Origin of the sequence: Saccharothrix sp. S26 (genome assembly GCF_021390395.1) — a bacterium.
GTDB lineage: Bacteria > Actinomycetota > Actinomycetes > Mycobacteriales > Pseudonocardiaceae > Actinosynnema.
Genome location: NZ_JAJUWT010000023.1, coordinates 65,434 through 77,639, shown reverse-complemented (window position 1 = coordinate 77,639; position 12,206 = coordinate 65,434). Strand labels below are relative to the sequence as shown.

Annotated in this window: 11 protein-coding genes; 5 read left to right on the top strand and 6 right to left on the bottom strand. The window is 73.1% G+C overall.

Going from position 1 to position 12,206, the window contains the following annotated elements; translation table 11 throughout:
• Positions 1-25: 25 nt before the first annotated feature.
• From LZG04_RS31740 to LZG04_RS31730, 3 genes are all read left to right on the top strand, one after another.
• Positions 26-1,153 (top strand): glycosyltransferase family 1 protein, encoded by a 1,128-nt coding sequence (locus LZG04_RS31740; protein ID WP_233824211.1) that lies wholly within the window; start codon positions 26-28, stop codon positions 1,151-1,153.
• Between the two features lie 68 nt (positions 1,154-1,221).
• Positions 1,222-2,073 carry a glycosyltransferase family 2 protein gene (locus LZG04_RS31735; RefSeq protein WP_233823907.1) on the top strand — a complete coding sequence of 284 codons (852 nt, stop codon included), beginning with the start codon at positions 1,222-1,224 and terminating at the stop codon, positions 2,071-2,073.
• Positions 2,074-2,113: 40 nt separating this feature from the next.
• The gene (locus LZG04_RS31730) at positions 2,114-5,323 is read left to right on the top strand and encodes an NACHT domain-containing NTPase (RefSeq protein WP_233823905.1); all 3,210 of its coding nucleotides are present in this window, start codon (positions 2,114-2,116) and stop codon (positions 5,321-5,323) included.
• Here LZG04_RS31730 and LZG04_RS31725 read toward each other — a convergent pair.
• Both LZG04_RS31725 and LZG04_RS31720 read right to left on the bottom strand, forming a co-directional pair.
• The gene (locus LZG04_RS31725) at positions 5,308-6,198 is read right to left on the bottom strand and encodes a DNA-3-methyladenine glycosylase (protein ID WP_233823903.1); all 891 of its coding nucleotides are present in this window, start codon (positions 6,196-6,198) and stop codon (positions 5,308-5,310) included. The two genes, LZG04_RS31730 and LZG04_RS31725, sit on opposite strands and share 16 nt — an antisense overlap.
• A 9-nt stretch (positions 6,199-6,207) precedes the next feature.
• Positions 6,208-7,284: a sugar phosphate nucleotidyltransferase gene (locus LZG04_RS31720; RefSeq protein WP_233823900.1), complete on the bottom strand. Its 1,077-nt coding sequence runs from the start codon at positions 7,282-7,284 to the stop codon at positions 6,208-6,210.
• Positions 7,285-7,440: 156 nt separating this feature from the next.
• Here LZG04_RS31720 and LZG04_RS31715 point away from each other — a divergent pair, with 156 nt between their 5' ends.
• Positions 7,441-7,821, top strand: coding sequence for a hypothetical protein (locus LZG04_RS31715; protein ID WP_233823898.1), 381 nt, complete (start codon positions 7,441-7,443; stop codon positions 7,819-7,821).
• Positions 7,822-7,968: 147 nt separating this feature from the next.
• On the opposite strand, the gene LZG04_RS31710 is transcribed toward LZG04_RS31715, so the two are convergent.
• From LZG04_RS31710 to LZG04_RS31695, 4 genes are read right to left on the bottom strand one after another with little or no spacing between them, the layout of a single operon-like run.
• Positions 7,969-8,505 carry an NUDIX hydrolase gene (locus tag LZG04_RS31710; RefSeq protein WP_233823897.1) on the bottom strand — a complete coding sequence of 179 codons (537 nt, stop codon included), beginning with the start codon at positions 8,503-8,505 and terminating at the stop codon, positions 7,969-7,971.
• A complete protein-coding gene (locus LZG04_RS31705) occupies positions 8,502-9,893 on the bottom strand; it encodes a coenzyme F420-0:L-glutamate ligase (protein WP_233823894.1) in 1,392 nt (463 codons plus the stop codon). Before LZG04_RS31705 ends, LZG04_RS31710 begins: the two co-directional genes overlap by 4 nt.
• Complete coding sequence (cofD, locus tag LZG04_RS31700; protein ID WP_233823892.1) at positions 9,829-10,794, bottom strand: 2-phospho-L-lactate transferase; 966 nt, start codon at positions 10,792-10,794, stop codon at positions 9,829-9,831. The genes LZG04_RS31705 and cofD overlap by 65 nt, the downstream gene beginning before the upstream one ends.
• Before the next feature lie 24 nt (positions 10,795-10,818).
• Positions 10,819-11,571, bottom strand: coding sequence for a site-2 protease family protein (locus LZG04_RS31695; protein ID WP_233823890.1), 753 nt, complete (start codon positions 11,569-11,571; stop codon positions 10,819-10,821).
• A 269-nt stretch (positions 11,572-11,840) separates the two neighbouring features.
• On the opposite strand from LZG04_RS31695, the gene LZG04_RS31690 reads away from it, so the two are divergent.
• Positions 11,841-12,146: a WhiB family transcriptional regulator gene (locus LZG04_RS31690; RefSeq protein WP_233823888.1), complete on the top strand. Its 306-nt coding sequence runs from the start codon at positions 11,841-11,843 to the stop codon at positions 12,144-12,146.
• Positions 12,147-12,206: the final 60 nt, after the last annotated feature.

Sequence of the window (12,206 nt, the reverse complement as noted above, 5' to 3'; positions counted from 1 at the left end):
CCGCGTGTCACCCGTCGAACCCAGCGTGCTGATCGACGCCACCGCCGTCCCGACCGACCGAGGTGGCGTCGGGCGGTACGTGGACTCCCTGGTGGCCGCGCTGGACGCGGACGGCGCCCGGCTCAGCGTGGTGTGCCAGCCCCGCGACGCCGAGCTCTACACGACGCTGGCGCCCCGCTCGCGGGTCATCCCGGCGGCGGAAGCGGTGGCGACCCGGACCGCCCGGTTGACCTGGGAGCAGACCACCCTGCCCCGGTTGGCGAACCGGCTGGGCGTGTCCGTCGTGCACTCGCCGCACTACACCGTGCCGCTGGCCAACCGCGCGGCGTCCGTGGTGACGCTGCACGACGCGACGTTCTTCACCGACGCGGTGCTGCACTCGTCGGTCAAGGCCCGCTTCTTCCGGGCCTGGACCAGGGCCTCGCTGCGGCGGGCCGAGCTGTGCGTCGTGCCGTCGCGGGCGACCGCCGACGAGCTGGCCCGGGTGGCGGGCGCGGACCGGCGGCTGCTGCACATCGCCCAGCACGGCGTGGAGACCGAGCGGTTCCACCCGCCGACGCCCGAGGACGTGGCCGAGGTCCGGCGGATGCTCTCCCTCGGTGACGCGCCCTACGTGGCGTTCCTGGGTGCGTTGGAGCCGCGCAAGAACGTGCCCGCGTTGATCCGCGGCTTCGCCCAGGCGTGCCGCGACCGGCGCGACCCGCCCGCGCTCGTGCTCGCCGGGCAGCCCGGCTGGGACAGCCAGGTGGAACGCGCGCTGGACGCCGTGCCGCACCGGGTCCGCGTGATCCGGGCGGGGTACCTGCCGTTCTCGTCGCTGTCCGGGTTCCTCGGCGGCGCGGAGGTGGTGGCGTACCCGTCGCTGGGCGAGGGGTTCGGGCTGCCGGTGCTGGAGGCGATGGCGTGCGGCGCGGCCGTGCTCACCACCCGGCGGTTGAGCCTGCCCGAGGTGGGCGGCGACGCGGTGGCGTACTGCGGCGTCGGCGCGGGTGACATCGCGGCGGCCCTGACCGACCTGCTGGACGACCCGGCGCGGCGGGCCGAGCTGGCCGCGGCGGCCCTCGTGCGGGCGAAGGACTTCTCCTGGGCCACGTCGGCGGCACGGCACCGGGTGGCCTACGAGCGGGCCGCGCGGTCGCACCGGCGGCGCTGACCTGGCCGTCGTGCGGACCGACCGAGGGTCCGTCGTGCGCGTCGCGCAGCACCACTAGGGTGGCCGGCGTGACGCGTTACGGAGACGAGCTGGCGGTGGTGACCGTCACCTACTCGCCCGGTGAGACCCTCGACACCTTCCTGTCCACGCTGTCGGCCGCCACCACCCGGCCGGTGTCGGTGGTGCTGGCGGACAACGGGTCGACCGACGGCGTGCCCGAGCGCGCGGCCGCCGAGCACCCGCACGTGACGTTCCTGCCGACCGGGGGCAACCTCGGCTACGGCGCCGGGGCCAACCGCGGCGTCGCGTCGCTGCCCGACTCGGTCGGCTGGGTGGTGATCGCCAACCCGGACCTGTCGTGGGGCGTGGGCAGCCTGGACAAGCTGCTGGAAGCCGCCAAGCGGTGGCCGCGCGGTGGCGCGTTCGGCCCGCTGATCCGCGAACCGTCCGGCGCGGTGTACCCGTCGGCACGGCTGCTGCCGTCGTTGGGGCGCGGGGTGGGGCACGCGCTGTTCGCGGTCGTGTGGCCGTCGAACCCGTGGTCGCGGGAGTACCGGCAGGCCGCCGCCTCGCCGCAGGAGCGCACCGCGGGCTGGCTGTCCGGCTCGTGCCTGCTGCTGCGCCGGGAGGCGTTCGACTCGGTCGACGGCTTCGACCCGCGCTACTTCATGTACTTCGAGGACGTGGACCTGGGCGACCGCCTGGGCCGGGCCGGCTGGCTGAACGTGTACGTGCCGGAGGCGGAGGTCGTGCACATCGGCGGCCACTCCACCCAGCGCGCGTCCAAGCGGATGCTCGCCGCACACCACTCCAGCGCCTACCGCTACCTCGCCGACCGCCACCGCGGCCCCCTGTGGGCGCCGCTGATGCTGGCCGTGCGCGCGGGGCTGTCCCTGCGGTTGCGCCTGATGACCCGATAACTGCGCCTCGCCGCGGCCCGTCGCCGTGGATGATGGCCCGATGCGCCGCTCCTTCTCCTACGGCGACGCGGTGAAGCTGCTCGGCGGCGACACCGGTCTCGTGAAGCTGCTGGACCACGTCTCCGCGGCGACCGTGCTGGCCACGGGCGGCATCGACCTGCTCGACGCCCGCACCGAGGTCGTCCGGGTGGGCAGGCAACTGCTGTCGTCGTTGCGCGAGCGCGTCACCGGCCTGCACCGCGTCGACCGCACCCGCTTGCTCGAAGCCGCCCACAGCGTCCTCGTGACGACCTCGTTCTTCGAGGCCCTGGACGAGATCGGCCTGCCGTTCAACCTCAAGATCACCAAGGTCGAGCAGCTCGTCCTCGCCGGCGGGGAGCGGCTCGCGTCGAAGCGGCGGGCGGAGGTCGTCCGGGCGCTGCTGGACGCGCCGATACCCCTGCCCAGCGCCGAACGGCCGGCGGAGGACGTCGTCGCCGCGGTCGCGCTGTTCTACCGGCAGACGCTCGACCAGTTGCTCGACTTCCTGTCCGGGTTCGGCGCCTGGGGCGACCTGCCCCAGGACACCCGCCACCGGTTCGTCCGCGCCGCGGGCGAGGTCCCGGACCGAGCCGTGGCCCTCTACCGGGCGCGGTACCGGCAGTTGGCGGTCGACTGCCCCGAGTTCTCGGTCTGGACCTCCGGGATCGAGCACGCGGCGACCCGGGCCGAGGTCCGCACCGCGCTGGAGGACATGCGAGCGCTGTTGCAGCAGCTCGTGGGCTCCCAGCCGCCCGACGACCGGCGCCACGCCCTGGCCCGCGCCCACCGCGCGCAGCTCGACCGGCCGATCGTCGAGGGCGAGGTCCCGTCCGGGCTGGTCCTGCCGAAGCTGCGGCAGGCGTACGTGTCGCCGAGCTTCAAGGTGGTGCAGGCCGGTCCCGGGGACGACGTCAGCCAGGACGGCTGGTGGTCGGACCACCCCGTCCGCACCGACCTGGACGACTACCTGGCGGGCTACTTCACGTCCTCGCAGGCGACCGCCGGGCCGCTGGTGGTGCTGGGGCAGCCGGGCGCGGGCAAGTCGCTGCTGACCAGGATGCTGGCCGCCCAACTGCCGGCCGAGGACTTCCTGCCGATCCGGGTCGTGCTGCGGGACGTGCCCGCCGACGCCACCTTGCAGGACCAGGTCGAGGACGCCGTCACCCGCGCGACGGGCGAGCGGCTCGACTGGCCCGACCTGGCCCGTGCGGCGGCGCCGGCCGTTCCCGTGGTGCTGCTGGACGGCTTCGACGAGCTGCTCCAGGCCACCGGCATCAGCAAGTCGGACTACCTGGCCAGGGTCCGCGACTTCCAGCGCCGTGAAGCGGAGCAGGGACGAGCGGTGATCGTCGTGGTGACCAGCCGCATCGCCGTGGCGAACCGCGCGCGGTTCGCCGACGCGACCGCGGTGCTCAAGCTGGAGCCGTTCGGCGACGACCAGGTCCGCCGCTGGCTGGACGTGTGGAACGCCGCCAACCCCGGCGCGGTGCTGCTGCCCGAGGTCGCGCTGCGGTTCCCGGACCTCGCCGGTCAGCCGCTGCTGCTGTTCATGCTGGCGCTGTACAACGCCGACGGCAACGTCCTCCGGACGGAAGGCGCGGAACTGGCCAAGGCCACGTTGTACGAGCAGTTGCTGATCAGGTTCGCCCGCCGCGAGGTCGCCAAGAACCTGCCCGGCGCGTTGGACGACCGGGTGGACCAAGCCGCGGAGGAGGAGCTGATCAGGCTGTCGGTCGTCGCCTTCGCGATGTTCAACCGCGGCGTGCAGTGGATCGACGAGGCGGAGCTGGACGATGACCTGAACGCCCTCTTGCACACGGGACCGCGAGGTGCGCGGGACAAGTTGCGGCTCAGCTCGGCGCAGTTGGCCGTCGGCCGGTTCTTCTTCGTCCACGCCGCGCGCGCCGCGCACGACGGCCGGGTGTCGCAGACCTACGAGTTCCTGCACGCGACGTTCGGCGAGTACCTGGTCGCCCGCCTCGTCCACCGCGTGTCGCTGGACGTGCTGGCCCGGGAACGCGCGGCCAACTCGCGCTACGGGCGGCAGTCGACCGACACGGGCTGGCTGGAACCGGTGCTGTCCTTCGCGCCGCTGACCACGCGCGCCCCGGTCGTCTCGTTCCTGCGCGAGCTGTTCGACACCACGGCCGAGGACGACCGCATGGCACTGCACGACCTGTTCACCGCCCTGGTCGACGAGGCCCAGCACCGGCTGCCCGGCGCCGACCACCCCGACTACCTCCCGCGCGCCCTGCCGGTCGCCCGTCGCATCGCGGCCTGCACGGCGAACCTCGTCACCCTCGCCGTGGCGGCGCGCGGGCGGTTGGCGGCGGCCGACCTCGACCGGACCGGGTGGTCGGAGCTCGCGTTGCTGTGGCAGTCGCAACTCGACGCCGAGGAGTGGGCCAGGCTGGCCGACGCGCTGCACGTCGAGCGGCTGCGCGTGGACGGTCGCCCCACCGTCGCGGTGGTGCTGCGCGACGGCCAGTCGCCCCCGCCGGTCGACCTGGCGTGGCTGTGCGACCTCGACCCCGGCACCCGGGGCGCGGCCCTGCCCCCCTTGCTCGACGAGTTCCGGCGCGACGAGAACCTCCACGGGTCCTGGTCCGGCGGCCACGCGCTGCACAACCTCGAACCCCTCATGGCCCACATCGGGCCCGCGCTGAACTGGTTGGTGCCGCACCAGGGGGAGTTCCGCTCCTTCGCGTGGCTGCTGCTCACCGTGCAGACCTCCGCCGACCCGGTCGAGCGGGTCGCCGCCTTCACGACCGCGCTCCTGGCTCTCCAGGACGGGGACTTCGAGCCCGGTCCCGAGTACTGGACGTTGCTGTTCGCCGCGCTCGCCAGGGACGAAGCGGCCACGGTGCCGTTGCTCCAACAGGTGGTGGCGTACGGGCTGAAGGTCGACGCCGACCCGGCGTCGTTGATCGGGTGCGCGGTGCGGCTGCTCGGCATGACCGGTAGGCGCAACTTCGACGCGGTCTACCTGCTCGACACCGTTCTCGCCGACGGCGCCGCCCGGGGGATCCGCCCCAACGTGGTGGTGGAGGCGTTGGTGTGCTTCATCGAACTCGGCCTGGACCTCGACGGCGTGCACGCCTTCGCACACGTCCCGGAGCTGCTCGCCGAGCTCGACCTGGCCGCGGTCGCGGCGTCCGACCGGCACCTCCACCTCCGCCTCCGGCGGGCGTTGGAGTCGATCGGGTTGGACGATCACATGGCGCGGTAGTCGCGGGGGGAGAAGCGGGGGCCCCGGCGGGGTTTGGTGACGCCCGAGGCGAGGATGTAGCGGACGGCGCGGTGGCGTTGGGGGGCGTAAGGGGCCAGGAGTTCGGCCATGCGGTCGTCGTCCACGGCCTCGCCGACCAACGCCCAGCCGACGATGCCGGCCAGGTGGTAGTCGCCGAAGCTGACCGCGTCCGGGTCGCCCCACGCCCGTTGCGCGACCTCCGCCGCCGTCCAGACGCCGATGCCCGGCACCTTGCGCAGCAGGTCACGGCCCTCCTGGCCGCCCAGCTCGCACGCGCGCTCCAACCGGTGCGCCACCTGGGCGGCCGCGATCAGGGCACGGCGGCGTCCACCGTCGACCCCCGCCCGGTGCCACTCCCAGTCCGTGATGCCCAGGACCGCGCGTGGCGTCGGCGGGACGTGCAGGCCGGTCGCGCCGGGGGCGGGCGTGCCGAACCCGCGGGTCAGCTCGCGGTAGGACCGGAACGCCTCCACGCCCGTGACCTTCTGCTCCAGGATCGCGGGCAGCAGCACGTCCCACACCCGGCCGGTCGCGCCCAGCCTGATGCCCGGACGCCGCCGTCGCGCCTCGGCCACCAGCGGGTCGTGGCACTCGAACGCCGAGTCGTCGTCCCGCGCGCCCAGCAACGCCGGCAGGCCGTCCAGCAGCCACGACGCGCCGTCACCCCACGCGTGCGCCTCCACCACGTCGGTGCGGCGGACGTGCAGGGTGCCCGGACCCAGCGGCGTGTTGGCGGCCAGCCACACCCCGTCGGACCCCGCCCGGAACGTCGGGTCGCCCGCACCCCGCCGCAACGGCATCAGCAGCGCGGCGAGGTCCAGCGGGAACGGCGGCGTCCACGTCCTAGAGAGCATCACTGACCATCACACATCGGCGGAGAACCGCACACCACCCTCCGGCAGCACGACGCCCGGCCACACCCGCGCGCCGTTGATCAGCTCGCACCGGGCCCCGACGACCGCGTTGTCGCCGATCACCGCGTCCGACACCACCGCGCCGGCCTGTACCAGCGAGTTCGCGCCGAGCACGCTGCGCTCCACGCGCGCCCCCTCACCGACCACCGCGCCGTCGAACAGCACCGAGCCGTCCACCACCGCGCCGGCCGCGACCGTGCAGTTCACGCCGACCGTGGCGCCGCCCGTGACCACGGCGCTCCCGTCGACCTCGGCCCCGTCGAGGATCACCGCGTCACCGCGCAGGGCCAGCGCGGCCGTCGGCGCGACGCCGCGCACCAGGTCCGCCGAACCCTGGACGAACGCGGCCGGCGTGCCCAGGTCCAGCCAGTACGACGCGTCGACGTACCCCTGCACCCGCGCACCGGCCGCCAACAGCCCTGGGAACGTCTCCCGCTCGACCGACACCGGCCGACCCGCGGGGATGTCCTCGATCACCTCGCGCCGGAACACGTAGCAGCCCGCGTTGATCTGGTTCGTCGGCGGGTTCTCCGTCTTCTCCAGGAACGCCGTGACGCGGCCGTCGTCGTCGGTCGGCACGCAGCCGAACCGGCGCGGGTCGTCCACCCGGACCAGGTGCAGCGTGACGTCCGCCTCGGCCTTGCGGTGCGTGTCGACCACGGCACGCAGGTCGACGCCCGACAGGATGTCGCCGTTGAACACCACGACGTCGCGTTCGCGCAGCTTGTGGGCGACGTTGCGGATCGCGCCCGCCGTGTCCAGCGGCACGTCCTCGACCACGTACTCCAGCTCCAGGCCGAGCGCCGCGCCGTCACCGAAGTGCTCCTGGAAGACCTCGGCCTTGTAGGACGTGCCCAGCACGACGTGGGTCATGCCGGCTTCCCGGATCCGCGACAGCAAGTGGGTGAGGAACGGCACCCCGGCGGTCGGCAGCATGGGCTTGGGCGCGGACAGGGTCAGTGGTCGAAGCCGGGTTCCCTTGCCCCCGACCAGAACCACTGCCTCGGCGCCTTGCAGCTCCGACATGCCGTTTTTCCTCCTCCGCTTACTTCCACCCGTAGTTTGCGAATACTCTGGCACGAGCACTCCGGCGACACGGGCGGTGGTCCGTGTCGGCGAGCGTCACCGATCGGCACGCCGGCGTCCCCCAGCCGGCCCAAGGCACACGCAGGAGAGATCCGGATGGACCCCCGCGCTCGGGCCGACGCGGCGCTGGCCCGTGCTCGTGCACGTGGCATCCACGTCGTGACGCCGGACAACATGACGTCGCCGATGGACTCCTCGGCGACCCAGCAGATCCCGCGCGCCATGGTCAACGCCATCGACCCGCGTGGCGCCGACCCGGACTCGACCATGGTGCTGGCCGCGCACGTAGCGGCAGGTCAACCGGCCCCGCCGCCACCACCCGCGCCCGAACCGGAGCCCGAGCTGCGCGTCGCCCCGGGCCCGGTCCCGACCGTCCAACAGGTCCCGACCGCCCGCCCGTCGCTGTCCCAACGCCTCTCCGGCGGCCACCCGCACCAACCCCCGGGCCTGACCCAACGCCTGAACGGCGACACCTAACCCCGAGAGTCCTACGTTCACGCCGCGAGAGTCCTACGTTCGCGACCCTCGAATTCAACGCTCACGACGAGCGGCAGGTGCCTGAGTGTTGAACTCGGGGGTGCTGAACGTAGGACTCACGCGGCGTGAAGGTAGGACTCACGCGGGTTAGAGGTTGGCGGCGGTGATCAGGGGGTGGAGGTCGTCGACGTCCGGGGGGAGGGCGGTCACCGGCCACCAGGCCAGGTCGAGGGATTCCGAGCTGGCGGCCGGGACGGCGGAGGCCGGGGCGCGGACCAGGAAGCGGACGTCGAAGTGACGGGTCGGCTTGCCCAGCGAGCACGTGATCGGGTGCACGTCCAGGTGGATCGGAACGGGTGAGATCCGCAGGTCCGCGATGCCCGACTCCTCCCTCGCCTCACGCAGCGCGGCACCCGCCAACGTCGTGTCCGACGGCTCGCAGTGCCCGCCCAGCTGCAACCACCGGCCCACGCGCGGGTGCAGGGTCAGCAGCGTGCGGTCCCCGGAGGCGTCCACCACCAGCGCCGACGCGGTGAGGTGCCCCGGCTCGCACGACCGTTGGCACGCGTCCTCCCGTGCCGCCAGGAACCCCAGGTACGCCTGCCGCAACGCCTCCTGCGTCCGGTCCGCGGGACGCCAGGCGCCCAACGTCGCCACCGCGTCCGCGTGCAACCCCGACCTCACAGCTCCAGGTACCTCTCGTCCGACTCCGGCAGCGGACGCGGCGTCAGCTCCGCCTCCGGCCGCCCGACCGCCACCGCGCCCAACGGCTCCCAGTCGGCCGGCAACCCCAGCACGTCCCGCACCACGTCCGCGCAGAAGATCGTCGACGACACCCAGCACGACCCCAGGCCCTCGGCGGCCAACGCCACCAGCAACCCCTGCACGGCCGCGCCACCCGCGACCGTGAACATCGTCCGCTCCGCCGCCGACCGCCGCTCGTCCGGGTAGGAGTGCGCCCCGGTCCGCACGAGGAAGGGCACGACGACCTCCGGTGCGTTGCGCAGGACGTCACCCCGCCCCACCCGCGTCGCGATCCGCTCCTCGGACCACCCGTCGCCACGCAGGTCCGCCCGCCACCGGTCGGCCATCGCGTCCAGCAGCGCGTCCCGCCGAGCGGCCAACCGGACGAACCGCACCGGCCGCGTGTGGTGCGGCGCGGGTGCGGTCAACGCCGCCGCCACGGCCCGCCGAAGGGCGTCCTCGGGCACCGGTTCGGCCGAGAACGACCGCACCGAACGGCGCAGCAGCACGGCCTCGGCCCGCCCCTGCGCCACCGCCTCGGCCGTGCCCAGCCGGAACAGGTCGTCGGCCACGGGCCGGGCCAGGTCACGCGCGGTGGACCCGTCGTCGGTCACCGGCAGCCCGCGCACCACGGCCACCGGCACCGCGCCGAGCTTGCCCTTGACCAGGTCGGCCGCCGCCGCGATCTCGTCGGCCACCGCGACCTCGGTCACCACCAGCGGGTTGCCGTGGCGGTCCGCCGACCCGGCGTAGCGGTGCAACACGGCCAGCCCCGACGACCCGATCGCCGCGTCCGTCTGACCCACCCGCCACGCCCGGCCCATCGTGTCGGTCACCACGACCGCGACGGACACGCCCAACGCCGCCGCCAACGCCGCCCGCAGCGCCGCGGCCGAGGAGTCCGGGTCCACGGGCAGCAACGCGATCTCGTCGCCGTTGACGTTCGACGCGTCCACACCGGACGCCGCCTGCACGATGCCCAGCTTGTTCTCGGTGATCAACGTCCGGCCGCGCCGCGCCAGCACGCGCACCGACTCGGCCTCGACCCACTCCCGCCGCACGGCGTCGCGCGCCTCGGGGTCGGCGGGCACCGGCACCAGCCGGCCTTCCACTTTGGACAGCACCTTGGACGTCACGACGACGACGTCGCCGTCCTCCAGCCAGGGCGCGGCCGAAGCGATGGCGGCGGCGAGGTCGTCACCGGGCCGGAACTCCGGCAAACCGGTCACCGGCAGCACCGTGATCGGTGAACCGGCCGCGTGGTCAGCCAACGTCGACACCGGCCAGTTCCAGCGCCGCCCGCGCCATCGCCGCCGTCGCGTCCACATCGGACATCAGCAGCGGCACCGCGCGCACCGCGACCCCGGGCACGTCGCACCGGTCGCCGGTGTGCACGAGCCAACCGTCCAGCACGCCCTTGTCGGTGGTCTTGCGCGACCCGTAGTACCGGCCGACGGCCTCGGCGGAGGTCTCCACGCCGATCGCCGACAGGCACGCGTCCGCCATCCCGCGCAGCGGCTTGCCGCCGATGATCGGCGACAGCCCCACCACGCCCGCCTCGGTCTTGCGCAACGCGTCGCGCACCCCGGGCACGCCGAGGATCGTGTTCACGCTCACCACCGGGTTCGACGGCGCGATCAGCACCGCGTCGGCGTCGCGCAGCGCGTCCAGCACACCGGGGGCGGGCGTCGCCGTCTCGACCCCGACGGAGGCGAACGACCGCGCGGGCAGCTGGGCCCGGTGCTTGACCCACCACTCCTGGAAGTGGATCGCCTTCTCGCCCTCCTCGACCGTGACGACGACGTGCGTCTCGACCCGGTCGTCCGACATCGGCAGCAGCCGCACGCCCGGCTCCCAGCGGGAGCACAACGCCTCCGTCACGGCCGACAGCGGGTACCCCGCGCGCAGCATCCGGGTCCGCACGAGGTGGGTCGCGATGTCCCGGTCGCCCAGCCCGAACCACGTCGGGTCGGCGCCGTAGGCGGCGAGCTCCTCCTTGACCGACCACGTCTCGCCCGCGCGCCCCCAGCCGCGCTCGCGGTCGATCCCGTCACCGAGGGTGTACATGCAGGTGTCCAGGTCGGGACAGATCCGCAACCCGTGCATCCACACGTCGTCACCCGTGTTCACCACGGCGGTGATCTCGTGCTCCGGACCGGTCAGCAGGCTCTTCAGCCCGACCAGGAACCGCGCCCCGCCAACCCCGCCAACCAGTACGACGACCTTCACGAGTCGCCATCCTCCCACCGGGGGTCAGCGCCAGAACAGGAAGGTGCCCTGCCCGTCGGCGGCCAGCCACCGGTCGCCGCCGACCAACTCGAACAGCCCGTACCCGGCCTCGAAGAACAACCGGCCGATGGTCGGGAAGCCGATCAGCACCGCGAAGAGCACGAACGGTGCCCACATCCGCGCCTTCGCGCCGAACTGCCGCGCCGAGTACGACATGTACGGCTCGATCGCGCCCCAGCCGTCCAGCCCCGGGATCGGCAGGATGTTGAGCACGAACGCGAGGATCTGCACGGCCGCCAGGTACGACAACGCGGCCGCCAAACCCGCCGGCGGCGTGAAAAGCATCACCGAAAGCGACAGCAGCACGCCCAGCACCAGGTTGCTCAGCGGACCGGCCAGCGACACCATCGACTCGACCCGCTTGTCGCGCAACGCGTGGTGGTTGATCCACACCGCGCCGCCGGGCAGCGGGATGCCGCCGAACGCCAGCAGCACCAACGGCAGCACGATGCTGAACACGGGGTCGGTGTAGCGGCGGATGTCCAGGGTGAGGTACCCCTTGGCCTGCACGGCGTAGTCGCCGCCGCGGTAGGCCACGATCGCGTGACCGAACTCGTGCAGGCACAGCGAAACCGCCCACCCGCCGAGCACGAACAGCACCGTGCCCGCGGTGAGCGCGGCGGAGGAGTCCTCCAACAGGGTCAGCACGGCGCCTGCCACCGTCACCGCGAGCAGGCTGAGGAACAGTGGACTCGGACGCACCGCTGATCGCTTCACCCTTCCAGTGTGGCCTCCCCGAACCGGTGCTTCACAGCCCGTCCGTTGGGCCGTCCGCGCAGCGGTTGTCGCTCGGCGCACCGCCCCAATCACCGTCTGTGCTGCTAGTCAAGGCTTTTCGGGCCATCCGCGCGAATATCCCCCGTCCTGTGGACTCCGCTTGACCGCGTGTTGTGACACAGGTGTAATCACATCGGTGTCATTCGTCGTTGTGGGGACGGCGAGTGGTGTCCGCCAACCGGGGAGAGCGGAAGGCGAGGAGGCGGACTATGCAGGAATTCGACGGGGGTCGCATCGTGGGCGGGGACGTCCCGGCACGGGAGCCGGTCGTACTCGACCTGTTCGACGCGGCCGATGAGCAGGACTGGCAGGAGCGCGCCCTGTGCGCGCAGACCGACCCGGAGGCGTTCTTCCCGGAGAAGGGCGGCTCGACCAGGGAGGCCAAGCGCATCTGCCTCGGCTGCGAGGTGCGCTCGGAATGCCTGGAGTACGCCCTGCAGCACGACGAGCGCTTCGGCATTTGGGGCGGGCTGTCCGAGCGCGAGCGGAGGAAGCTCAAAAAGCGCGCGGTGTGATCGAATCCCGCCGGGTGATCGCTCGCGCGTTCGCTCTGGCTTACCGTGGGCGTCCCACGG

Coding starts and splice junctions, on each gene's coding strand:
- LZG04_RS31730 (WP_233823905.1), top strand. CDS start 2,114: ATGCGCCGCTCCTTCTCCTACGGCGACGCGGTGAAGCTGCTCGGCGGC.
- LZG04_RS31725 (WP_233823903.1), bottom strand. CDS start 6,198: ATGCTCTCTAGGACGTGGACGCCGCCGTTCCCGCTGGACCTCGCCGCG.
- LZG04_RS31720 (WP_233823900.1), bottom strand. CDS start 7,284: ATGTCGGAGCTGCAAGGCGCCGAGGCAGTGGTTCTGGTCGGGGGCAAG.
- LZG04_RS31715 (WP_233823898.1), top strand. CDS start 7,441: ATGGACCCCCGCGCTCGGGCCGACGCGGCGCTGGCCCGTGCTCGTGCA.
- LZG04_RS31705 (WP_233823894.1), bottom strand. CDS start 9,893: ATGTGGACGCGACGGCGGCGATGGCGCGGGCGGCGCTGGAACTGGCCG.
- LZG04_RS31690 (WP_233823888.1), top strand. CDS start 11,841: ATGCAGGAATTCGACGGGGGTCGCATCGTGGGCGGGGACGTCCCGGCA.